Origin of the sequence: Streptomyces sp. NPDC059989 (assembly GCF_042736975.1) — a bacterium.
In the GTDB taxonomy this organism is placed as follows: Bacteria; Actinomycetota; Actinomycetes; order Streptomycetales; family Streptomycetaceae; genus Streptomyces.
The window spans coordinates 140401-163009 of record NZ_JBHWUO010000009.1; the positions used below are offsets into that span (position 1 = coordinate 140401).

Sequence of the window (22609 nt, forward strand, 5' to 3'; positions counted from 1 at the left end):
GGAACGGCTGCGGGACGAGCGGCCTAGATGCGCCACCGACAGACGCTGGTGAGCGTGGTGCGGCCCGGGCGGGCTATGGGGGTTCTTCGGGAGCCGGGGGCCGCGGCCGGTGCTTGCGCCGTCGGCTGCCCGGGAGCCGGGGCGGCAAGCGGGGAGTGGGCGGGGCCCGCCGGTTGCGGGGACTCGGCCTGGGCGGCCTGCGCGGCCAGCCCGGGGAAGGTGCACGCGGCGCCGTGGTCGTGACGGGGGCGCTCGGGTGCGTGCCGATGGTCGGGAGAGGCCGAGGCGGGGGCGGGGGCGGGGGCGGAAGCCGAGGCGGACGCGAGCCCGGACCCGGACCCGGTCGCGCCGAGGGAGACGTGGCCGTGCGTGTCGTCGGAGAGGTAGGAGGAGCAGTGGACCACTGCGAGCAGCAGTCCGCTCAGCAGGCAGGCGAGCAGGGCGCGCGGCCAGGGCGCGGGGTGGTGGCGAGGCACAGTTCCTCCGTACAACAGTCACTGCCGCGCCCCGGTGGGGCCGGAAGTGTCGTCGGCGGTTCTCGTCGGCTGCGCGCGGTCGCGGGTGTCGGAGTGTCAGACCCTGAAGGGTTCTGAACATATCGCCCTGTTATGGGCAAATCCCGCAGCGCGTCGAGTGTCGTCGGAACCGCGGCCTACACCTGGAGGACTGCTCGCACTGCCGGGTGCGCGGGGGGTGGACAGGCCGGCCGCCGCCGCTCCCCGGTGAGCGCGGGGGAGTGGCCCGGAGGAAGCGCCTCCGCGCGGAGGGCGGGAGCGGTGCGCGGCGCGGCCGCGCCGAGCGCTGCCGCCGCCTGCGGCGAGAGCGGCGCACAGTCGTGCGAGGGCTCGTGGTGGTCTTCGCCGACGGGGTCGCCGGCGACCACCGGGGAGGCGGAGGTGGGGCTTCCCGGCTCGCTGCCGTGCGGGCACAGGAAGCCCAGGAGCAGCAAGGCCAGCGCGAGGACGACCAGCCGACCCGCGGACGGGCGGGCCGACCGGCAGTCGGAGCGCGACCAAGCTGTGACCATGCCGTGATCGTACGAGGTCTTGCGGAGGAGTCGGGGCCGCTTGCGCAAAGTAGGGTCGAACAACTCACGGGCGCGACAGGCCCCTTGGAGAAACCTACGATGCCGGCTTCGTTCGCCTTCCCCGGAGGGCGGACGCCGTACGAGGTCCACCCCCGCCGGTGGGCAGGCCCCGCGCGCGGGCCGTGGCTACGCTGGAACTGGGCAGAGGGAGGCGGCACCGATGAGACGACGCCATCACTTCCACATCGATCACGCCGGGCACTCCGTCAGTGCCACCGTCCAGACCGGCCACACCGCCGTCGTGGAGATCCTCGTCGACGGCAAGGAGACCGGGTACGCCACGACGCGCGACGACCATCCCGTGACGGTGCAGGTGGAGCTGCCGACGGATCCGCCGATACCGGTCTCCGTACGCGCGACGCCCGGCCCCGGACTGCCGCGCTGTCTCCTGGAGGCGCCGGGGGCCGAGCCCCACATCATGTCGCCGCGCCCGTACTGAGGTGCCGGCCCGAGGGGTGGGTCCCCTCGGGCCGGGGGCGGTCAGCTCTTGCCGAGGAGCGTGTTCATACGGGCGATCTCGGCGCTCTGGGAGGTGATGATGGCGCCGGCCATCTCCTTGGCCTGCGGGTACGCGCCGCCGGACTGCTCGGTCTTGGCCATGGCGACGGCGCCCTCGTGGTGCTTGATCATGAGCCGGAGGAAGGCCGTGTCGAAGGCCTTGCCGGACGCCTTCTCCAGGCTGCCCATCTCCTCGGCCGTCATCATCCCGGACGTGCCGTTCCCGCCGTGACCCCCGTGCCCGCCGCCTTCGGCGGGGAGCGGCTCGCCCCAGGCGGTCAGCCAGCCGGACAGGGTCTTGATCTCCGGGTCCTGGGCCTTCTTGATCTCATCGGCGAGCGCCTTGACCTCGGCCGATTCGGCACGCGTCGCGGCGAGCGCGGCCATCTCCACGGCCTGCCGGTGGTGGGGGATCATCCCCTGGGCGAAGGCGACGTCGGCCGCGTTGCGTCCGCCCTGCTGCGAGGCAGGGGCGGAGGCGGAGGCGGAAGGCGAGGGGGCGGAGGACGAGACGGGGGCGTCGTGGCCCCCGCTGTGGGCCGATCCGCTGTCGCCGGTGTCGTTGCCGCCGCAGGCGGCGAGGACGAGGGCGGCGGTGGTGGCCGCGGCCACGGCGGTGGCGCGGCGGACGAGGGAACGCTTGGCGGTCATGCTGGTGCTGCTCCTGGTGTGAGGGCACGCGCACGCGGGGCGTGCCGAAAGAGGGCGTTGGCCGAGGGGAAGGGGCCGCCCTATATGCGCAGGAGCTGCAGTTCGCTCAGTGACGGGGGAGCGCGTCCGCCGCAGGCCACGTCGGGAACGAGCCCGTGCCCTGCCGCCGTCGGAGTGGTGACCGTGCCGGGCAGTACGGCCGGTACGGGCAGGACGGGAGAACCCGCGGTGCCGGCGGCCGCACAGGTCGCGTCGGCGTGCTCGGCATGACCGCCGCCGCTTCCGCCGCCCGCCGGATCACCGGCATGGACGCAGCCGTCGTGCACCGCCGCGACCTCGGCGCCGTGGTGCGCGCCGGCCGTGGTGTGTGCGGCCGCGGGCAGACTCCCCGGGCCCAGGCCGTGCATGGCGACGAGGCCGAACAGTACGGTCAGGACGAGCAGCAGGCCGGAGCGCAGCCCGAAGGGCCTCACCGCTCGCTTCACCTGCCGACTCATACCCCGCATCGTAAGCGGACCCTCTCGGACCTGCGCGAGCGGGTCACACCGCGGACTCACCCCGGGGGTGGCCGGATTCGACGACCCGGAAGCGGGAGACGTCCGGGTCGAGGGCTCCCCGTACGTGCCCGCCGGGGGCTGCCGCGGTACGGCGGAGGAACTCGACGGCCTCGGCGGTGATGACCTCGCCCGGCAGCACGTTGGGGATACCGGGCGGGTACGCGGCCAGGGTGTCGGCTGAGACCATGCCGACGGCCTCCTCGGCGGGCACCACCCGGGCCGGGCCGAGGAAGGCCTCGCGGGCCGTGAGGCGTGCGGGCCCCGGCGGCGGCAGGCGCGGCGGCACCCCTTCGGCGAGGCCGGAGCCGGAGTCGCTCAGGGGAGCGGGCAGGCAGTGCAGCGCCTCCAGGAAGCGATCGGAGTCCGGCGCGGCCCCGGCGCCCACCACCGCCACGATCGCGGCGTCCGTGGCGACTTCGACCATGACCTGGTGGTCCCGGAAGAGCAGCCGCCGCGCCTCGTGCCCGGTGATCCCGCCGGCGCGGGTGTCGATCGCGATGCGCAGCGGATCGGCGGCCGTGATGTCGGGGAACCGGTGGAAGCCGTCGCTGACCACCCCGAACCGGCCCAGCGCCCGCACGACTCCCCGTATCTTGTCCGCCGCCTCCACCGAGCCGGTGATCCGGTCGGCGCCCGCGACGAGGGCCTGCCGCGCGAGGTCCAGCGAGGCGGTGAGCAGGGCGCTCGCGCTGGTCGACTGCACCAGCCGGAAGGCCCGGTCCACGAGGGGTTCGAGCCGGTCCGCGAAGGGCCCCTCGGCCAGGTGCAGCATGGCCGACTGGGTCAGGCTGCCGGCGAGCTTGTGGGTGCTGGAGGTCACCAGGTCCGCGCCGAGGGCCAGCGCCCCGTCGGGCAGCGCGGGGTGGAAACCGAAGTGCGATCCCCACGCCTCGTCGACGATCAGCGGCACTCCTGCGGCGTGCGCGGCGTCGGCGAGCGCGCGTACGTCGGCCACGGCCCCGAAGTAGCTCGGCGAGACGACGTACACGGCCGCGGCGTCCGGGGTCCGCTCCAGGGCCGCCCGTACCTCCGCCGCGGTGACCCCGTGGGCGATGCCCTGCCCGGGGTCGACGGAGGGCTGGACGAACACGGCGTTCAGGCCGGAGAGCACCAGCCCGTCGACGACGCTCGAATGCACACTGCGCTGCACGACCAGCGTGCGGCCCAGGGCGGGGGCGACCATCGAGGCGATCTGGTTGCCCTGGGAGGCGCCGTTGGTCAGGAACCAGGTGCGCCGGGCGCCCCAGGCTCGGGCGGCCAGCTCCAGCGCCTCGTCCAGCGGGGTGCGCGCGCCGAGGTCGAGGCCGTCGAGCAGCGGCGGGAAGTCCAGGGCCGTCACCCGCGGACCGAAGGAGGCGGAGAGGCCCGAGCCCGGGGCGGCCGCGTGGCCGGGGACGTTCAGCCGCAGCCAGTCCCGTCCCGCGTGGGCGAGGAGGGCCTCGGCGTACGGGGCGCGGAGCTGGTCCGGGGCCGGCGGGCGGCCGGGGAGTGGGGTGGTTCGCGTGTTCACACCGGGAGCGTGACAGCGGCACAGTCATAGAGGAATGCTGGATTTTTCGATGGCCCTCCATACTCTGTCTATATGCTTGAGATGCGGCACCTCCAGGTGCTCCGGTCCATCGCCCAGGAGGGTTCGCTCGCCGCGGCCGCCCGGGCGCTGCACTACACGCAGCCGACGATCACCCACCACCTGGCCGCCCTGGAGACCCACTTCGACGCCCGCCTCGTCCGGCGCGGACCGCGCGGCGCCACCCTCACCGAGCTCGGCGAAGCCCTGCTGCCGCACGCCGAGGCCGTCCTCGAACGGCTCCGCCACGCCGAGCTGGAGGTACGCGGCCTCGCCGAGCGCGGCATGCGCACCCTCCACATCGGCACCTTCCCGACCGCCGGCGCCCTCCTGCTCGCCCCCGCCGTCAAACGCCTCCACCAGCAGGGCGTCCACATCTCCCTCACCGAGGGCGAACTCCCTCTGCTCCTGCGCGGATTGAGGGCCCGCGTGCTCCAGACCGCGCTCGTCTTCTCGCAGCCCGGGGACCGGCTCGACCTGGACGAGGAGTTCGAGCTCCACCCCCTCCTGGTCGATCCGCTCCTCCTGGTGATGCCGAGGGACCACCCGTGCGCGGCCCTGGAGCGAGTCCCGCTCACCGCGCTGCGCGACACCGAATGGGTGGGGGCCGCCGACCCCCACGACCCGTGCGACCGGGTCCTGTCCTGGGCCTGTGCCCAGCAGGGCTTCGAGCCCGTCCACGCCATGCGCACCGACGACTACGCGGTCGTCCAGGGCCTGGTGGCCGCCGGCGCGGGCATCGCCCTGGTGCCGCGGCTCGCCCTCGGCGCACCCCACCCCGACCTGGTCCTCCGCCGCCTCGAAGGCCCCGACCTCACGCGGGAGATCAGTGTCGTCGTCCTGCGCTCCACCGCGGCCCGCAGCGCCCGGGAACTGGTCTCGGCGCTCCAGGAACAGGCCGCGCTGATCACGGACCGCTGGGCGCTCGCGGACGCCTGACCTGGGCGGCCGGGGTGTCCGGACCACCTGATGAGACGGCGGAACCGGCAGGTGTGCGGGCCCTGTTACCGTGCGGGTATGCGTGCTCCCATCGGTCCCTTCGACCTCGCCAGGCCCGCCCCCGACTGCCTTGCCGAACTCGTCCGGCCGGTGGCCGAAGCGGTCCGCGCCTGGCGGGGCGCGATCCCCGCCGAGCAGATCCTCTACGTCGACACCGACCCGGAGATCGCCGACACCGCCGCCTTCGTCGCGCACCACGGGCAGGAACTGCTGGACCAGTCGGCCAACTGCGTGGTCGTGGCCGCCAAGCGAGGCGGCGAGACCAGCCTCGCGGCCTGTCTGGTGCCCTCGGCGGGCCGGGTCGACGTGAACGGCGCCGTCCGCCGCCACCTCGGCGCCCGCAAGGTGTCCTTCGCCCCGATGGCCACGGCCGTGGAGCTGACCGGCATGGAGTACGGCGGCATCACCCCCGTGGGCCTCCCGGCCGACTGGCCGCTGCTCGTGGACCCCGCGGTCGCGGACATGCCGTACGTCCTCGTCGGCAGCGGCCGCCGGCGCGGCAAGATCATCGCGCCCGGCAAGCTGTTCGCCGAGCTGCCCGGCGCCGAACTGGTCGACGGCCTCGCCCTCTGAAGGACGCTCAGGAAGGCGTTCTCAGTCGTCGGCCGGCCCCGGGACGTCCTTGAGGCGGCCGGTCACCACCAGGTTGCCTTCCGGGGTGCGCCGCGCGAGGTCACCGGTGCGGAAGTAGCCGTCGGTGGTGAAGGAGCGTGCGTTGTGGTCGGGCGCCCGGTAGTAGCCCCGCACGGTGTACGGACCGCGGGCGAGGAGTTCGCCGGGCTCCCCGTCGGGCACGTCCTTGCCGTCGGCGTCGACGAGGCGGATCTCATCGTCGGGCGAGAGCGGGCGGCCCTGCGTGCCGAGCACGGTCTCGTCCGGATCGGCGGGCCGGGTGAGCGTGAGCGGCCCCTCGGCCCTGCCGAAGACCTGCTGCGGGCGACAGCCCCATTCGGCGCCGATCCGTTCCGTGGTCGCCCGGTCCGAGGGTGACGCGCCGCCGCCGATCTGCACGAGACGCAGACTGCTCAAGTCGGCCTGCACCGTGGGTAGTACGTCGAGCCAGAGCCGCGCGACGGCGGGCATGAGCGATGTGACGGTGACCCGCTCCCGTCCGATGGCCGCGAGGCATGCGGCGGGTTCCGGGTTCTCGACCAGGACGACGGTGCCGCCGACGGAGAGGGTGCCGACGATGCCGGGGCAGCCGAAGGCGAAGTGGGACTCGGCGGGCAGCGCGGCGAGATACACGTCGTTCTCGGTGAGCGACACCAGCTCGGCGGCGGCCCGCGCCTGGTAGGCGTAGTCGTTGTGGGTGCGCGGAACGAGCCGGGGCGCCCCCGGGCCGGCGCCGGAGAGCAGGAAGAACGCCACCTGGTCGGCGCTCTGCGCGAGCGCCTGCTCGGGCGCGGCGTCGATGGAGCCCAGCGGGCTGTACTGGCAGCCCGACGGGTCGGTCGTCATGCCGCCGCCGTACGGGGACGCGGCGCCCGGCGCCTCAAGGGTGAACACCCGCCGCAGGAACGGGCCTTCGGCCGCGATGTCCGCGGTCATCGCCGTGTGGTCGAAGCCCTCGTACGTCGAGGGGCCGACGTAGCCGACGGCCTGGGTGACCCGCACGAGGTGGGACACCTCGGGCGCGCGGTGCGAGAGCGGGCAGAACACGGGGACCGCGCCGGTGCGCATCAGCGCGAACACCGTGATGACGAACTCGGGGACGCTCGGCAGCTGGACGACGACCCGCTGCCCGGGCCGGAGGCCGCGCAGCCGGAATCCGGCGGCCATGCGGTCCACTCGCCGGTTCAGGTTCGCGTACGTGAAGCGGGTGTCGCCGTGCACGAGCGCGGTTCGCGGACCGTACTGCAGGGCCCAGCCGCGCAGGAGGTTGTCCAGCGTGTAGCCGCGCCAGTGCCCGGCCGCCCAGTAGCGGTCGACGAACTCCTCGGGCCAGGGTGTGCAGCCGTCGAGCATGGATGCCCTTCGCTTCCTTCTGTCTGTACCGGTCGGGGGCCGGTCCGTACGATGGCGTCCTCCCCGCCGTCCTGATCTTGGCAATCCAATCCGGCAACACCCGCACACGCCATGTACGTTCCGAACCAGGGCCGCCGCAGTCCCTCAGCGGAAAGCCCAATGAGCGCCGCTGACCAGGGGGAACGCTCGGGGCTCAGGCCGGCCGGCTCGCGTCGAAGGGGCGGACCCGGGCGATGACCAGGGCGACGTCGTCGTGGTCGTCCGGGTGGCGCAGGGAGTCCAGGAGCCGGTCGCACGTCTCCTCCAGGGTCCGGCCGGTGCCGGCGAGGAGCTCCAGCAGCAGGGCGAGCCGGTCGTCGATGGGCCGGTCGCGGGTTTCGACCAGGCCGTCCGTGTAGAGGACCAGCTGGTCGTCGGCCTCCATGGGCACCGTGGTCGCCTCGAAGGGGATGCCGCCCACCCCCAGCGGTGTGCCCGTCGGCAGGTCGAGCAGCCGGGGCGCCCGGCCCTTCCGGATCAGGACCGGCGGCAGGTGTCCGGCGACGGCTATGCGGCACTCCGAGCGGTGCGGGTCGTAGACGGCGTAGATGCACGTCGCGATGGTCTCGTCCAGTCCGGCGGTGGTGCTGTCGAGGTGCTGGAGCACCTGGGCGGGGTCGAGGCCCAGCTCGGCGAGCGTACGGGTGGCGGTGCGCAGCTGTCCCATGCTGGCGGCGGCGTTGATGCCGCTGCCCATGACGTCGCCGATGACGATGGCGGTCGTGTCGTCGGATTGCGCGATGGCGTCGAACCAGTCGCCGCCGATCTCGCTGGTGGCCGCCGCGGGCTGGTACCGGTAGGCGACCTCCAGACCCGGGGTGAAGGGCGGGTGGTGCGGCAGCAGGTGGTGCTGGAGGGCGAGCGCGGTGTGGTGCGCGTTGCGGTACCAGCGGGCGTTGTCTATGCACACGGCGGCGCGGGCGGCCAGCTCGCCCGCCAGGACGATGTCGTCGTCGTCGAAGGGCAGCGGGTTGCGCGTCCGCTTGAGGTCGAGCGCCCCGAGGACCTCGCCGCGGGCGATGAGCGGCACGGCCAGGTAGGAGCGCAGGCCGGCGCGGGCCAGGAGGGCGGCGGCGTCGTCGTTGCGGGCGATGCGCGTCAGGTCCCGGGCGTGTACGTGGGCCACGAGCACCGGGTGCCCCGTGGTCACGGACTGGGTGACCAGCCGGTCCGCCTCGTAGCGGGCGATGTCACCCGGCGGGTCCGCGGCGCGCACCGCCTCGCTGGGGTAGGCCGCGGCCACCGCCAGCGCCCGGAAGACGGCCGGTCCCCGGGACGTCTGGGCCATGCTGGGGCGGCCCTCCAGGACCGAGTCCAGGATGTCCACGGCCGCGATGTCGGCCAGCTCCGGCACGACGACATCGGCCAGCTCACGGGCGGTCTGGTCCAGGTCGAGGGTGGTGCCGATGCGGACCGTGGCGTCCGCGATCATGGCGAGCCTGCGGCGGCTGTGGCCGATCTCCTTGGCCGCCTGGTGGCTCTGGGTGACGTCCACCACCGAGGTGGCCACGCCCAGCACCCGGCCGGCGGCGTCCTCCAGCCGGTAGTACGACACCGACCAGGCGTGCTCGGAGCGCTGATCGGCATGGGTGTGGCCGGCGGTGAACTGCTCCAGCAGCGGCGTACCCGTGGCCAGCACCTGCCGCATCGCGGCCTCCACGGCCTCCGCGTCGTCCAGGAAGGACAGGGCCTCGCGGACCCGGCGGCCGATGTGCGCGGCGGCCGGCAGCCCGTTGATGCGCTCCAGCATCGGGTTGACCAGCACGTACCGCAGGTCGGTGTCCAGGACCGCCAGCCCGATCGGGGACTGCGCCACCAGGCGCGCCGAGAGGGCCAGGTCCCGCTCCAGGTGCTGCAGCCGGGCCCGGTCGGTCGCGATCCCCAGGGCGTACCGGTCCCCGCGCTCGTCCAGCAGCCGCATGTTGCGGAACTCCACGAGGGCGGAGCTGCCGTCCTTGTGCCGCACCGGGAACGCCCCGGCCCAGTCGCCGGCCCCGCCCATCACCCGCGCGAACAGCTCCATGACCAGGCCCACGTGCTCCTTGGAGGCCAGCAGCCGGGCGGCGGGGCGGCCCAGTGCCTCCTCCGCCGTCCAGCCGAAGAGCTGCTCGGCCTGCGGGCTCCACAGGGCGATCCGCCCCTGCGCGTCGAGGACGACCGCGGCCACGTTCAGGACGTCGAGCAGCCCGCTGGGCGGGGAGAGGCCGGCCCCTGCGCGGTCGGTGTCGGCCCTCGGCGCATCGGCTGCATCCATCGCGATGGCTCCCTTCCGGCCGTCGGCCCGGCGCCGTGGGACCTGTGGCGGACGAGCCTCGCGGGGCTACCCCCCATCGTCTCTCGGGACCCGCGGTCCTACAGCCCGCGGCGCCGGCCACCCCGCCCGGCCCCGCGTCCGCACGGCCGGAAAACCCCGTGTCACCTGGCAGTATCGGAGGAACCTCCAAGGTCCGGCACCCGGCGGATCCCTTCCCTCGGGTTCACTCGGCGGCGAGGCGCCCGCTGATCCACACCAGGGCCGGGGGGACCTCCCGCAGCCAGGTGTTGAAGCTGTGTCCGCCGCGGTCGAGGGTGATCGACGAGACGCGCGCGGGCGCCTTCACCTTCTCGATGAACTTCTGCGTGGGCTGGAAGTTGTCCTCGCCCTGGAGGGAGGTGGTCACCAGGAAGGAGGACGCGCCCTGCGGCAGGTGGTCCAGGCTCCACAGCAGGTCGGATCGTTTCTCCAGGTCCTTGTTGCCGTGGAAGAGGTCACCGGAGTACTTGTCCACCTCCGGCTTGTAGTCCGCCGACAGGCCGACGCCGGCCGCGTAGCTCTCCGGATGCTCCAGAGCGATCTTCAACGCGCAGTAACCACCGGTGGAATCCCCGATGATGCCCCAGCCGCGGGGAGAGGAGCCGACGCGGTAGGTGCCGGCCATCGCCCGGGGCAGGTCGGTGCCGAAGAAGGTCTCGCTCGACGGGCCGCCGGGAATGTCGACGCACTGGGTGTTGCGCGGCGGCGCGACGGTCGGCCGCATCATCACGAGGATCATCGGCTGCATCTTCTTCTGCTTGGCCTGCGCCCAGGCGATCTGCGGGTAGCGGAGCTTCTCGATCAGGTTCTCCGCCATGCCGGGGAAGCCGGTGAGGACGACGGCGGCGGGGAACCTCCGCTGTTCGTTCCCCTTCTGGAAGTACTCCGGCGGCAGGTACACGTAGGCGGGAGTGGCTATCCCGGACTCCCGCCCCTGCACCATGACCTTCTCGATCTGCCCGCCCACCTGGGGCGTACCGCCGCCGGGGACGTCCGTCCGCTGCCGGCCGAGCACCTTCACGACCGAAGTGCCGCCGTCCGCGTCCGGGGCGGCGACCCCGGCCGTGCCCTTCCCGCCGAGCAGGTCCGACCACGACGCGTAGATCAGGAAGCTCCGGTTCGCACCCAGCCCGACCGAGGCGAACAGCAGCACCTGCACGGTCAGGATCAGCCCGATCCGCCCCAGTACCGCTCTCGCGCTCCTCCGCGACAACCGTGGCCACAGCCATACGGTGACCGCGAAGGACAGTGCGGTGCAGAGGACGACGATCGCGAGGAGCGCGGTGCTGGTAGGACTCATGCCCGGGTAGAGCGCCGTCCGGCAAGATCCGTTCCAGGGCGGGAGGCCGGATTTCCCGCGGCCGCCGTCACCGCGTCAGGACAGGGTGCGCACGCGCTGGTCGCGCAGCTCGTAGCGGGCGGCGACCACGGCCAGTTCGCCCGAGGCCACCTTGGCGGCCAGATCCGGCTCGGCCGCCAGCCGTCCACGGACGCTCCGGACGTGCGCGTTGACCGTGGCGTCGATGCGGGCCTCGCCGTGCTGGCCGTGGTCGATGGACGGCCGTATCTGGTCGGCCAGGTACTGGATGTGGGCGGGCAGCGGCTCGCCGGTCTCGTCGGCGTGGACCGCCGCGGCGACGGCTCCGCACGACTGGTGGGCCAGTACGAGCACCAGCGGTACGTGCAGTTCGAGCACCCCGTACGCGATGCTCCCCAGGACCGCCTCGTCGAGCACCTCGCCGGCGGAGCGCACGGTCATCAGATCGCCCAGCCCCTGGTCGAAGACCAGCTCGGGAGGCACGCGCGAATCGATGCAGCCCAGCACGACCGCGAACGGCTGCTGCCCCGCGACCAGTCGGCGGCGCAGGGACGCGGACTCGTGCGGGTGCTCCTGCCGCCCGGTGCGCCAGCGCTCGTTTCCCGCCGCCAGCCGGCGCAGCGCCTGCGCGGGCGTGGTGGGCCGCTCCCCGCCGTCCGCCTCCCGGGAGGCGGCGGAAGCGGGGAAGGCGGGGCCGAGGGCCAGCCCCGCGCCGGCGACCGCCGTACCCGCCACGGCGGTGCGCAGCAGGGCGCGTCGGCTGGGCGGGGGAGCGACGGCGGTCCGCGTGTTCGAATTCATGGCCGGACGGTAACCCGCCCCAGGGGCACCGGTGTTGATCCGCCTCCCGCAATGGCGGGATCCGCTCGGCAGCAGGCCGAATGGTGGCGAGATGATCTCAACATGCGGATGTCGCCCCCGGCGGGGCCGTGCGGGCCGCGTCGGGATCAGTCGGACGCGAGACCCAGCAGGCGGACCGCGGCCTCGCGCATCTCGATCTTGCGGATCTTCCCGGTGACGGTCATGGGGAACTCCTCGGCGACGTGGACGTAGCGCGGGATCTTGAAGTGCGCCAGCCGCCCGTCGCAGTACGCGCGCACGGCCGCGGCGGTCAGCGGCTCGGCTCCGTCGCGCATCCGCACCCACGCCATGAGCTCCTCCCCGTACTTGGGGTCGGGCACGCCGACGACCTGCACGTCCAGGACGTCCGGGTGGGAGTGGAGGAACTCCTCGATCTCGCGCGGGTAGACGTTCTCGCCGCCCCGGATCACCATGTCCTTGATCCGGCCGGTGATGCTCAGGTAGCCGTCGTCGCCCATGACCGCCAGGTCGCCCGTGTGCATCCAGCGGGCCGCATCGACGGCCTCGGCGGTCCGCTCCGGCTCGCCCCAGTAGCCGAGCATGACCGAATAGCCGCGCGTGCACAGCTCGCCCGGTTCCCCGCGGGGTACGGTCCGCCCGGACTGCGGGTCGACCACCTTCACCTCCAGGTGCGGCCCGACCCGTCCCACGGTCGACACCCGGCGCTCGACCGAGTCGTCCGCCCGGGTCTGCGTCGACACGGGGGAGGTCTCCGTCATCCCGTAGCAGATGGACACCTCCGCCATGCCCATCCGCTCGATGACCTCCTTCATCACCTCGACCGGACAGGGCGAACCCGCCATGATCCCCGTCCGCAGACTGGACAGGTCGTACGCGTCGAAGCCCGGCTCCGCCAGCTCGGCGATGAACATGGTGGGGACCCCGTACAGCGAGGTGCACGACTCCGCCTCGACCGCGGCCAGCGTGGCCGCCGGGTCGAAGGAGGGCGCGGGGATCACCATGGCCGCGCCGTGGCTCGTGCAGGCGAGGTTGCCCATCACCATGCCGAAGCAGTGGTAGAAGGGCACCGGGATGCAGACCCGGTCCTGCTCGGTGTAGTGGCACAGCTCGCCGACGAAGAAGCCGTTGTTGAGGATGTTGTGGTGCGAGAGGGTCGCACCCTTGGGGAAGCCGGTGGTCCCCGACGTGTACTGGATGTTGATCGGGTCGTCCGGGCTCAGCGAGCCCTGGGCCCGGGCGAGTTCGGCCGTGTCGCCCTGCCGGCCGCGCTCCAGCAGGGAGGTCCACAGGGGGCCGCCGAGCAGGGCCGTGAACTCCAGCTCCGGGCAGCGCGGCCGCACCTCGTCGATCATCGCGGCGTAGTCGGAGGTCTTGAAGCGGTCCGCCGCCACCAGCAGCCGGATCCCGGACTGCCGCAGTACGTACTCCAGTTCGTGGGCGCGGTAGGCGGGGTTCACGGTGACGAGGACGGCCCCGATCCGCGCCGTGGCGTACTGGACCAGCGTCCACTCGGCGCAGTTGGGGGCCCAGATCCCGACCCGGTCCCCCTTGGCGATGCCGAGGTCCAGCAGCCCGAGCGCGAGCGCGTCGACCTCGGCGGCCAGTTCCGCGTACGTCCACCGGCGCCCGGTGGCCCGGTCGATCAGGGCGTCGCGCCCGGGGAACCGGCGGACGGTCCGGTCCAGGTTCTCCCCGATCGTGTCGCCCAGCAGCGGCACTTCGCAGACACCGGACGCATAACTCGACGCGGAGGACACACGTATCTCCTGGACTCGGTGGCGGGGCGCGGGCCCCGGCGGGCCGGCGTGTTCTCATGATCCCCGCCGCCCGGTCCGGGGGCTACCCCCCCCGGTGCGCGGGCTCAGCGCGCGTGCCGTTCCGGCAGGTCCACCTCCGCCGGGGTCGACGCGAAGCCGCGCGGGCCGGCCGGCGCGGAGCGCTTGCCGCAGAACGCGGCTTCGAGGGTCCCGCCGAGGGCGGTGTTCGCGGTGCCCCGGTTCGAGGTGTTCGCCATGGCGGCGAGGCTGCGGCGGCCGTCCCGGGTGGAGAAGGCGTAGGTGTAGAAGCCCTGCACGGTGCCCGTGTGGCCGTACACCGAGGTGCCGCACGAGAGGTCGTAGCGGCGCAGCCCCAGCCCGTACGAGCGGGTGCCGGTGGGGTCGGTCGGGGTCATGGTGAGCATCAGGTCCAGCGTCCGCGCGGGCAGCAGCCGGCCGCCGAGCAGGGCGGAGGTGAAGGTGTTCAGATCGGCCGCGTCCGAGATCATCGCCCCGGCGGACTGCGCCCAGGAGACCGTCTGTTCGGTGGAGTCGACCAGGGGCCCGCCGGCCTCGTCCGGGTGGAGGTAGCCGCGGGAGTGCAGCCCCCTGATCTTCGTGCCGGGGTGGACGTACGAGGTGTTCCGCAGCCCCAGCGGCCGGATGATGCGGCGGTCGTACTCCTCGGCCACGGGGTGCCCGGTCGTCTTCTCGATGAGCATGCCGAGGACCACGAAGTTGGTGTTCGAGTACTGGTACGAGGCCCCCGGCTCGGTGGTCCTCGGCTCGCGGAGCGAGAGCGCCACCAGGTCCCGGTAGCCGAACACCTTGTTCCGTACGGCCTCGAAGCCGGGAACGGTCCGGGCGAACATGGCATCCGTGTAGTCGGCCAGCCCGCTCCGGTGGCTCAGCAGGTGGCGCACGGTGATCCGGTCGTCCGGCAGCAGGCCCGGCAGGTGCCGGCCCACCGGATCGTCGAGCCGGATCCGCCCCTCGGAGACGAGTTGCAGCGCCACCACGGCCGAGAAGCTCTTCGTGACGCTGCCGATCCGGAAGCGGGCCCGGGGGTCCATGGCCGCGCCCGTGCTGCGGTCGCGTACGCCCACCGCCCTGGTCCGGACGCCGCCGGGGCCGGTGAAACGAGCCATCGCACCCGGCGCCCCGGCGTCGGTGGTGTTCCGCAACGCCCGCACCAGGGCCGGGAGATCGGCGGCCGGTGCCTCGGCGGCGTGGGCGGCGGTGGCCGTGGAGACGGTGAGGGCGACCGGCGCCACACCGGCCACCACGGCCAGCAGGGCGGCACCGAGGGCCAGGCGTCGGTTCAGGGGCAGCGGCAGGGACAGGAACACGTGGATCCTCGACTCAGCGGGTACCGGGCAGGGGTACCGACCCTACGGAAGATCCACCGGCCGACGGGTGTGCGGTCAGGGCGTGTTCCGTGGATTCCGCCGGCCTTCGACGATGTCCGCGATCCCGTCGAGCAGGGGACGGAGGCCGAACTCGAAGAGGTCGTCGAGGTCCAGGTCGTAGCCGTTGCGGAAAGATTCAACCGTTCGGGTGAACACGGGATAGCGGTCCGACTCGGTGATGGCCCGCATCGAGGTGGCCTGGTGGTCCAGCCACTGGTCCTCGGTGAGGCCCGTCGAGGCCTGGGCCTGCGCCTCCCACTCCAGGTTGACGGCGATGCCCTGGACGTAGCTGTACAGCAGCACGTGCAGGTCGAACATGGTCACCGGGTCGAGGCCGTGGCCGTCCAGGGCGCTGAGCGTCCACTCGGCGTGCACCATCAGCTGGGGCAGCATCAGGGGCCGGTTGAGCGGGGAGAGCTGCGCCAGCCAGGGATGCCTGCGGTACAGCCGCCACATGGTGCGGCCGCCGAGTTCGAGGCGGGCCCGCCAGCCCTCGGGTCCCGGGTCGGGGTAGGACATCTCGCCGAAGGCGGTGTCGGCCATCAGCAGGACGAGCTCCTCCTTGCCGTCGACGTGGCGGTACGGGGACATCGCCGCCACGCCCAGCCGGGAGGCCACGCCGCGCATGGTCAGTGCCGCCAGCCCCTCGCCGTCGGCGATGTCGAGGGCGGCGCGGACGATCCCCTCGCGGGTCAGCTCCTGGTCGGCGGCCTCGGGACGGCCGCTCCGCTTCGGAGCCCTCGGCGCCGGCGCCGGCACCGAGGGCGGTGCCGGTTCCGCCGCTGCCACCGGCGCTCGCCCGGCGACGATCGTCGCGGCGCGCGGGCGCGTGGTGACGAGCCCCTCCGAGCGCAGCGCGGTCAGCGCCTTGGTGGCGGTGGCCAGGGCGACGCCCCAGTCCCGGCAGATCTGGCGCGTCGAGGGGACCCGGTCGCCCGGGGCGAGTTCGCCGTCGAGGATGCGGCGCCGGATGCCGGCCGCGATGCGCAGGTAGGGCGGTTCGGACGCATCGGTCACGTGGGTCCCCTTTCCGTCCTCGGTCTTTTCCGAATTATTTTTCCGGCCCGTCAGGACCTGTACTAGTGCAGAGGCTAGCAGCGCAGATGGCTGCGGCGGGACAGCCTGAGCTAGGACAGGTAGCGGGAAACGGCTGTTGGCGGGGGTCGGAGTACGCCGTACATTCAGTTGCGTACAGCGTATCCAACAGGGGGTTCTGATGAAGACGGTCCTCATTTCGGGCGGCGGCATCGCCGGATCCGCACTCGCCGGGCTGCTGCGCGACCGCGGCCTCGTCCCCACGGTCGTGGAGCGCGCGCCCGGCCCGCGCCGGGGCGGCCAGGCCGTCGACATCCGAGGCGTCGCCCTCGACGTCGTCGACCGCATGGGCCTGCTGGAAAAGGCGCGGGAAGTGCGCACCCGGATGCGCGGGATGTCGGTCCTCGACGCCGACGGCAACGAGGTCCACCGGTCCACCGAGGCGACCTTCAGCAGCGGCCGGCTCGACAGCGCCGACATCGAGGTGCTGCGCGACGACCTGGTCCAGCTGCTGCAGGACCACACCCGCGACGGCGTCGAGTACCTCTTCGGCGACAGCATCACGGCGCTCACCCAGGAGGAGGACGAGGACGAGGGCGAGGCGGCGGGTGGCGGCGTGCGCGTCGACTTCGCGCACCACCCCTCCCGCACCTTCGATCTGGTGGTGGCGGCCGACGGCCTGCACTCCTCGGTACGCCGGCTGGTCTTCGGTGCCGAGGAGCAGTTCTCCCGGCACCTCGGCAGCTACCTCTCGGTGTTCGGCGCGGACAACTTCCTCGGGCTGGACAACTGGCAGACGTGGCTCCGGGACGGTGACGCGGGCTTCGGGATCATGCCGGTCCGCGAGAACACCGAGCTGAGGATCGCCTTCGGCTTCGCCTCCGAGCCGCTCGACGGCGACCGACGCGACCCCGAGCGGCTGCGCCAGCTGGTCGTCGAGAAGGCCGCCGCCCTGCGCTGGGAGGGCGAGCGGCTGGCCAAGGCCGCTGCCGAGGCGCCCGACTTCTACTGCGACGCCATGGCCCAGATCCACATGGACCACTGGTCGCGCGGCCGGGTGGTGCTGCTCGGGGACGCGGGCTACTGCCCGTCCCCGCTGTCGGGTCAGGGCACGAGCCTGGCCCTGGTCGGTGCCCACGTCCTCGCGCAGGAGCTGCCCCGGCCGGGCGCGGACCACCGGGCAGCCTTCGCCCGGTACGAGGAGCGCATGCGGCCGTACGTCGAGCTCAACCAGGCCCTGGCCACAGAGAACGCGGGCGGACCCGCCTCCGAGGAATCGGTGGAGCGGGCCAAGAACGCCATCGACCTCGACGCCTGACCCCGCGGCGGGGCCCGGCAGACAGGGCCGGGGGTGTCCGGCGGGGCCGCCGGACACCCCCGGAGCCGCTACTTGAAGGCCGAGAACGCCTTGGTGAAGGCCAGCGGCTGCTGGAGGATCGAGCTGCACGTGGCGTCCGCGTAGCCGACGGCCCCGGCCGCGCACTGCCGGTCCCGGGCCGAGGACCACATGGCCAGTCGGCCGATGCCCTTCGCCGCCGCGAAGTCCACGAGCTGGGTGGCGTCCGAGACGGTGAAGATCTCGCTCGCCACGTCGTTCACGCCGATCATCGGCGTGACGGCGACCGCCTTCCAGGCCGCCGCGTCGGACAGCCCGAGCACCCCCTTGAGCTGGGCCTGGGTGGCCGTCGCGGCCTGTATCGCGTACGCGCCCATGTCACCGCTGTACGCCGGCCCGTAGTCCATCGCCATGATGTTGACGGCATCGATCCGCACCCCGTTCTTCCGGGCGTCGGCCAGCAGCGCCACTCCCGGCTGGGTCAGGCCCTCCGGCATCACGGGCAGGGTGAAGGCCACGTCCAGGCCCGGGTGGGACTTCTGCAGCTGCGCGATGGCCTGGGCGCGGCGTGCGTTGGCGGCGGTGTCCGGCAGGGCCGCGCCCTCGATGTCGAAGTCGACCTTGGTGAGCCGGTACTGGTCGATCACCTTGCCGTAGGCGGCGGCCAGCGCGTCGGCGGTGGCGCAGTTCAGCGCCAGCTCGTGCCCGGCGGCCCCGCCGAAGGACACCCGGACGTCGCCGCCCTTGGCGCGCAGCGCGCCGATCTGGGCGGCGACCTTGTCGCTCGCCAGGTCGGTGACCCCGCCCCACAGGGGAGCGCAGCCGCCGCCGGAGGTGATGAAGGCGAGGTGGAACTCCTTCACGCCGGTCGTGGCCGCCGTGTCGAGCAGGTCGTACGCCGGGTAGAGCGAGGTGTCCACGTACGGGGCGAAGCGCGCGCCCGCCACCGGGGCGGTCGGCGCGGGGGTGGCGGTCGGGGTGGCCGACGGGCTGCGGGTGGGCTGCGCGGAGGTCGGAGCAGGCGACGCGGGGGTGGTCGGCGTGGCCGTGGGCGTGGGCCGGGCGGTGGGGCGCCCGCTCGGGCCGGCCGTCGCGCCCGGGTCCACCGAGCACTTCAGCCCGTCGATACGGCAGCCGGTCGGGTCACCGGGGGTGCCGGATCCGCTGGTCACGAAGCCGACCGTGACCGAGGCCCCCGCCGCCAGCTCCCGGTTCCAGCTCGCAGGCCTGACCGTGACGTGCTGCCCGTCGACCGTGTGGGTCCCGTTCCACAGCGAGTCGATCTTCGTGCCCGCCGGGAGGTCGAACTGGAGCGTCCAGTCCGACCGGCTCGCGCCGGTGTTGTTGGTGATGACGTACTGGCCGGTGTAACCGCCGCTCCAGGAGCTGGACTTGGTGTACACGGCTCCGACGGAACTGGCCTGGGCGGTTCCGGTGAACGCGAAGGCCGCGCCACCGATCACCGCCGCCGCCACGATCGCGCCGGTGACCTTCGCCGTACGGCTCGCCTTGCGCCGGTGCCCGCCTGTGCTGCTCATCGCGTGCCTGCCTCTGGTTACTGGGGAGTTGGGGGTGCGGCAGCACGCTAGCCGCCCCGAAACGGACATTCGTTCGCTTCGGGGCGGCAGTCGAGAACTTACGTTCCGCTTAAGGAAGGGATCGGCGGCCATTAAGCCGGGGCGGGCGGGCCGGGCGCCCGCGGGGGGTCAGCCGTGGGTGGAGTCGATGACGCAGAAGCGGTTGCCCTCGGGGTCGGCCAGCACCACGAAGTCGGGGTCGTCGGGGTAGGAGTCCCAGTCGACCCGCAGGGCTCCCAGCGACACCAGGCGCGCCACCTCCGCCTCCTGCTCGGCCGCGTCCGCGACGTACAGGTCCAGGTGGACGCGCGGATGCTCCTGTACGGGGGTGGTGCTGCGGCCGAGGGCCAGCCCGGGCCCGGCGCCCTCGGACGGGACCAGGACGGTCCAGCCGTCGTCGACCTCGCCTTCGCGCGGGACGTACCCCAGCGCCCGGCCCCAGAATTCCGCCGCCCGCCGTACGTCCGCGGCGCCCATCACGATCGTTCCGATGCTCAGCATGATCCGATTGTGGCAAAGGGGCCGGAGCCGGCGGCGGCTACCCGAGGCGCTCGATCGCCACCATCGCCGCGTCGTCGCCCAGGGTGCTGCCGGCCGCGTGCGCGAGCAGGTCCTCGCACAGCCGTTCCAGCAGGGCGCGGGGGTGCAGGCCCGACCAGGCGGCCGCGCGTTCGGCGAGCGGGTAGAAGACCCCCGACCGGTCGCGTGCCTCCAGGACGCCGTCCGTGTACAGGAGAAGGACGTCGCCCTCCTCGAAGGCGAACGTCTGCGCGGTGACGGGAGGTCCCGCCGCGCGGAGGCCCGCGGCGGATCCCACCAGCCCGGCCAGGCCCAGCGGCGGCGCGGGCTGGTCCACGTCGAGCGGCTCGACCCGTCCGCCGCGGCGCAGCACCAGCGGCGGTGGATGCCCGCAGCTGACCAGGTGCACCACGGGCTCGTCGTCGGGGATGTCCAGAACGGCCGCGGTGACGAAGCTTTCGCCGCGCTCCCCGCCGTCGTCGAGGTCGGGGGAGACCGCGCCCTCCAGGTAGTCCACCAGCCCGGGCAGCCCGGCCTCCTGGTGGGCGGCGGCCCGGAAGGCGCCGAGGACGAGCGCGGCGTCCCCCACCGCCTCCAGGCCCTTGCCGCGGACATCGCCGATGATCAGCCGGGAGCTCCCGCCCCTCCGCGCGGCGGCGTACAGATCGCCGCCGATCTGGGCCTCGGCCGCGGCCGCCAGGTACACGGAGGCGACACCCAGCGGACCGATCCGGTCGCGCAGCGGCCGCAGCACCACCTCCTGCGCCGTCTCGGCCACCGAGCGCAGCTGGACCAGCTCCTTCTCGTGCACCTCGCGCAGGTGGGCGAAGAAGGTCACGAACACCGAGATCATGATCAGCGCGCCGATCTGGAACGTGTGGTTCAGATCGGTCAGAGTGGTGCGCACCGCCGCGACCACCGCCTGGGCCAGTACGGCGACCAGGCCCACGAAGCCCGTCATCCGCGGCCCGGCGAACGACGCGGTCACGGCAGGCGCGGCCACCAGGAGCGGACCGAGGTGCACGTCGGGCGGAGCGAGGACGTCGACGATCGTCACGAGGGCGATCAGCGCGAACGGGACCGCCAGCTGTGCGTGGCGCACCTGCCGGGATCGTGGGCGGGACGTGCGCGGCGGGTGGAGATCCATCCCTCCTGCATACACCGCGAGGTGATCGCGGGACCCCAGCCCCGGCCGTCGACGGCCCGCGTTCTCGCCGCCGGCTCCGCCGTTCTAGGGGCGGCGGCGCGGCTTGGCGCTCTTGCCGCCCTTGGGGCCGCCGGAGCCGCCGCGCGGGTTCTTGCCCGTGGACTTCCCGGCCGCCTTGCCGGATCCGGGCTTCCGCTGCGCGCCGCCCGCATCCGGGCGCTTCGCCTTCGCCTTGGCCTTCGCCTTGGCGGTGGCCTTCGGCTGCTCCGGAGTCTGCGGCCGGCCGCGGGTGCTGTTGACGGTCCGTCCGCGGACGATGCCGATGAACTGCTCCACCAGGTCCGTGGTCTCGTCCTGCGGCCACGACAGCGCGACGCGCGACTCGGGGGCGTCCGAGACCGGCCGGTAGGTGAGGTCCTTGCGGTGGTGCAGGCGCGCGAGCGACTGCGGGACGACGAGCACGCCCACCCCCGCGGCCACCAGCTCGATGGCGTCCGCCGTCGTGGCGGGCCGCTCGATCGCGGGCTGCCCGGGCAGGCGCTCCCAGGGCAGGGTGTCGTCGAGGGGATGCAGCACGATCTCCTCGGCCAGGTCCTCGGTGGACACCTCGTCGACCGCCGCGACCAGGTGGTCCTTGGGGATCACCACGACCGTGGTCTCGGTGTAGAGGGGGATGGCGCTGAGGTCGTCGCGGTCCACCGGGAGCCGGACGAATCCCGCATCGGCGCCGCCGTCGCGCAGCACGCCGAAGGCCTCGGTGGGCGACACCGCGACCAGGGTCAGCGGAACGTCCGGCAGCCGCTCGTTCCAGATCCGGATCCACTTGGTGGGGGTCACGCCGGGGACATAAGCGAGCCGGAACGAATGGGGTACTTCCGAGCCTGTCACCCCGCCAGGTTACCGGTCGTGGTCGGAGGTAGCGCACGCGCTCGATACTCTTGACACCATGACGTCGCACCAGAACACCCAGACTATGAAGCCCGCAACCGCGGCGAAGAAGCTGGGCGTGTACCTCGAGGCCACCCCCGCAGAGTTCCAGGAGGGTGTCGTCTCGCGCAGTGAATTGAGTGCGCTGCAGGCCGACCCGCCCCAGTGGCTCCAGGATCTGCGGCGCAACGGCCCGCACCCCCGCCCGGTGGTCGCGGCCAAGCTCGGCGTCTCCATCGCCGGCCTCGCCCGCGGCGGAGTCACCGAGCCCCTCACCACCGAGCAGATCGAGGCGCTGAAGCAGGAAGCTCCCGAGTGGCTGCAGAAGGAGCGTGCCACCCAGGCCGAGGTCCGCAAGGAAGCGGTCCGCATCAAGGAGAAGCACGCCGAGGACGCGGCGCGCGCCGCCGAGCAGGCCCGCAACCCGCGTTCCTGACCCGCCCCGCTCCTCCTCGGTCCTCAGGCCCGGTTCCCCGTGGGAACCGGGCCTGAGGCCTGTGGCCTGTGGCCCGCCCGACCCCGGATCACCCCGGTCGGCCATCCGCCGCGAGCAGCTGCAGCGCCTTGTCGAGCCGGGCCCGCCTGGTCTCCGGTGTCAGCGCCTGGAGCAGGGGCAGCACCACCTGGTAGCGCCCGGTCCGGTCCAGGGCCTCGAACGCCTTCCCGGCCTCCGGGTTCGCCTCCAGCGCCGCCGCGAGATCGGGCGGCACCGTCGCCGTCTTCTGGGATTCGTAGGCCGCCGCCCAGCGCCCGTCCTCCTGCGCCCTGCGCACCTCGGCCAGCCCGGGCTCCCGCATCCGCCCCTCGGCCGTCAGCATCGCGACCTTGTCGACATTGACCTGCGACCACAGGCTCCGGGGCCGGCGCGGTACGTACTTCTGGAGGTAGTACCGCTCGTCGAGGGACCTTCGCTGCCCGGAGATCCAGCCGTAGCAGAGCCCGATGTCGACCAGCTCGTCGTCGCTGACGGTCGGGATTCCGGACTTCTTCTTCGCCACCTTGATCCACACCCCTTCGTGCCGGGTGTGGTGCTCGGCCAGCCAGCTCTCGAACGCCACGCCGTCCGGGAAGGCGATGATCTCCACTCCGTCGATCGCATCCATCGG

The 22609-nt window shown here is 73.1% G+C and carries 22 protein-coding genes; 5 read left to right on the plus strand and 17 right to left on the minus strand.

All coding sequences use genetic code 11. From position 1 onward, the window contains the following. Positions 1-23: 23 nt before the first annotated feature. Positions 24-476 carry a hypothetical protein gene (locus tag ACFWBN_RS10795; RefSeq protein WP_385173840.1) on the minus strand — a complete coding sequence of 151 codons (453 nt, stop codon included), beginning with the start codon at positions 474-476 and terminating at the stop codon, positions 24-26. Positions 477-652: 176 nt separating this feature from the next. Then, complete coding sequence (locus tag ACFWBN_RS10800; protein WP_385173843.1) at positions 653-1027, minus strand: hypothetical protein; 375 nt, start codon at positions 1025-1027, stop codon at positions 653-655. 220 nt (positions 1028-1247) lie between these two features. Between ACFWBN_RS10800 and ACFWBN_RS10805 the strand changes: the two genes are divergently transcribed. Continuing rightward, positions 1248-1526, plus strand: coding sequence for a hypothetical protein (locus ACFWBN_RS10805; protein WP_385173846.1), 279 nt, complete (start codon positions 1248-1250; stop codon positions 1524-1526). A 41-nt stretch (positions 1527-1567) separates the two neighbouring features. On the opposite strand, the gene ACFWBN_RS10810 is transcribed toward ACFWBN_RS10805, so the two are convergent. The 3 genes from ACFWBN_RS10810 to ACFWBN_RS10820 all read right to left on the minus strand — a co-directional run bounded on the left by ACFWBN_RS10810 (position 1568) and on the right by ACFWBN_RS10820 (position 4303). Then, the gene (locus ACFWBN_RS10810; protein WP_385173849.1) at positions 1568-2236 is read right to left on the minus strand and encodes a DUF305 domain-containing protein; all 669 of its coding nucleotides are present in this window, start codon (positions 2234-2236) and stop codon (positions 1568-1570) included. Between the two features lie 80 nt (positions 2237-2316). Next, on the minus strand, positions 2317-2733 hold the full coding sequence (locus ACFWBN_RS10815) for a DUF6153 family protein (protein ID WP_385173852.1): 417 nt from the start codon (positions 2731-2733) through the stop codon (positions 2317-2319). 43 nt (positions 2734-2776) lie between these two features. Next, on the minus strand, positions 2777-4303 hold the full coding sequence (locus tag ACFWBN_RS10820) for an aminotransferase class I/II-fold pyridoxal phosphate-dependent enzyme (RefSeq protein ID WP_385173855.1): 1527 nt from the start codon (positions 4301-4303) through the stop codon (positions 2777-2779). 72 nt (positions 4304-4375) lie between these two features. Between ACFWBN_RS10820 and ACFWBN_RS10825 the strand changes: the two genes are divergently transcribed. After that, a complete protein-coding gene (locus ACFWBN_RS10825; protein ID WP_385173858.1) occupies positions 4376-5299 on the plus strand; it encodes a LysR substrate-binding domain-containing protein in 924 nt (307 codons plus the stop codon). Positions 5300-5377: 78 nt separating this feature from the next. Then, positions 5378-5932 carry a YbaK/EbsC family protein gene (locus ACFWBN_RS10830; protein WP_385173861.1) on the plus strand — a complete coding sequence of 185 codons (555 nt, stop codon included), beginning with the start codon at positions 5378-5380 and terminating at the stop codon, positions 5930-5932. A 21-nt stretch (positions 5933-5953) separates the two neighbouring features. On the opposite strand, the gene ACFWBN_RS10835 is transcribed toward ACFWBN_RS10830, so the two are convergent. From ACFWBN_RS10835 to ACFWBN_RS10865, 7 genes are all read right to left on the minus strand, one after another. Next, positions 5954-7324 carry a (2,3-dihydroxybenzoyl)adenylate synthase gene (locus ACFWBN_RS10835; RefSeq protein ID WP_385173865.1) on the minus strand — a complete coding sequence of 457 codons (1371 nt, stop codon included), beginning with the start codon at positions 7322-7324 and terminating at the stop codon, positions 5954-5956. Between the two features lie 193 nt (positions 7325-7517). After that, a complete protein-coding gene (locus ACFWBN_RS10840) occupies positions 7518-9617 on the minus strand; it encodes a SpoIIE family protein phosphatase (protein WP_385173868.1) in 2100 nt (699 codons plus the stop codon). Positions 9618-9840: 223 nt separating this feature from the next. Continuing rightward, positions 9841-10956, minus strand: a complete 1116-nt coding sequence (locus tag ACFWBN_RS10845) for an alpha/beta hydrolase (RefSeq protein ID WP_385173870.1) — start codon at positions 10954-10956, stop codon at positions 9841-9843. A gap of 75 nt (positions 10957-11031) precedes the next feature. Next, positions 11032-11775 carry a carbonic anhydrase gene (locus ACFWBN_RS10850; RefSeq protein WP_385173873.1) on the minus strand — a complete coding sequence of 248 codons (744 nt, stop codon included), beginning with the start codon at positions 11773-11775 and terminating at the stop codon, positions 11032-11034. Between the two features lie 146 nt (positions 11776-11921). Further along, entirely contained in the window at positions 11922-13553 is a 1632-nt protein-coding gene (locus ACFWBN_RS10855) for an AMP-binding protein (RefSeq protein ID WP_385173877.1), read from the minus strand. Positions 13554-13657: 104 nt separating this feature from the next. After that, positions 13658-14896, minus strand: coding sequence for a serine hydrolase domain-containing protein (locus ACFWBN_RS10860; RefSeq protein ID WP_385174083.1), 1239 nt, complete (start codon positions 14894-14896; stop codon positions 13658-13660). Positions 14897-14977: 81 nt separating this feature from the next. Further along, positions 14978-15979: a TetR/AcrR family transcriptional regulator C-terminal domain-containing protein gene (locus ACFWBN_RS10865; RefSeq protein WP_385173880.1), complete on the minus strand. Its 1002-nt coding sequence runs from the start codon at positions 15977-15979 to the stop codon at positions 14978-14980. A 199-nt stretch (positions 15980-16178) separates the two neighbouring features. Here ACFWBN_RS10865 and ACFWBN_RS10870 point away from each other — a divergent pair, with 199 nt between their 5' ends. Beyond that, a complete protein-coding gene (locus ACFWBN_RS10870) occupies positions 16179-17315 on the plus strand; it encodes an FAD-dependent monooxygenase (protein ID WP_385173884.1) in 1137 nt (378 codons plus the stop codon). A gap of 68 nt (positions 17316-17383) precedes the next feature. Here ACFWBN_RS10870 and ACFWBN_RS10875 read toward each other — a convergent pair whose 3' ends face one another. From ACFWBN_RS10875 to ACFWBN_RS10890, 4 genes are all read right to left on the minus strand, one after another. Further along, the gene (locus ACFWBN_RS10875; protein ID WP_385173887.1) at positions 17384-18871 is read right to left on the minus strand and encodes a cellulose binding domain-containing protein; all 1488 of its coding nucleotides are present in this window, start codon (positions 18869-18871) and stop codon (positions 17384-17386) included. A gap of 168 nt (positions 18872-19039) precedes the next feature. Next, complete coding sequence (locus tag ACFWBN_RS10880) at positions 19040-19411, minus strand: VOC family protein (protein WP_385173890.1); 372 nt, start codon at positions 19409-19411, stop codon at positions 19040-19042. Positions 19412-19448: 37 nt separating this feature from the next. Continuing rightward, positions 19449-20576: a PP2C family protein-serine/threonine phosphatase gene (locus tag ACFWBN_RS10885; RefSeq protein ID WP_385173893.1), complete on the minus strand. Its 1128-nt coding sequence runs from the start codon at positions 20574-20576 to the stop codon at positions 19449-19451. 84 nt (positions 20577-20660) lie between these two features. Further along, on the minus strand, positions 20661-21464 hold the full coding sequence (locus ACFWBN_RS10890; protein ID WP_385173896.1) for a LysR substrate-binding domain-containing protein: 804 nt from the start codon (positions 21462-21464) through the stop codon (positions 20661-20663). A 58-nt stretch (positions 21465-21522) separates the two neighbouring features. On the opposite strand from ACFWBN_RS10890, the gene ACFWBN_RS10895 reads away from it, so the two are divergent. Then, a complete protein-coding gene (locus ACFWBN_RS10895; protein ID WP_385173900.1) occupies positions 21523-21939 on the plus strand; it encodes a DUF5997 family protein in 417 nt (138 codons plus the stop codon). Between the two features lie 88 nt (positions 21940-22027). Here ACFWBN_RS10895 and ACFWBN_RS10900 read toward each other — a convergent pair whose 3' ends face one another. Further along, positions 22028-22606 carry a YdeI family protein gene (locus tag ACFWBN_RS10900; RefSeq protein ID WP_385173903.1) on the minus strand — a complete coding sequence of 193 codons (579 nt, stop codon included), beginning with the start codon at positions 22604-22606 and terminating at the stop codon, positions 22028-22030. Positions 22607-22609 lie beyond the last annotated feature (3 nt).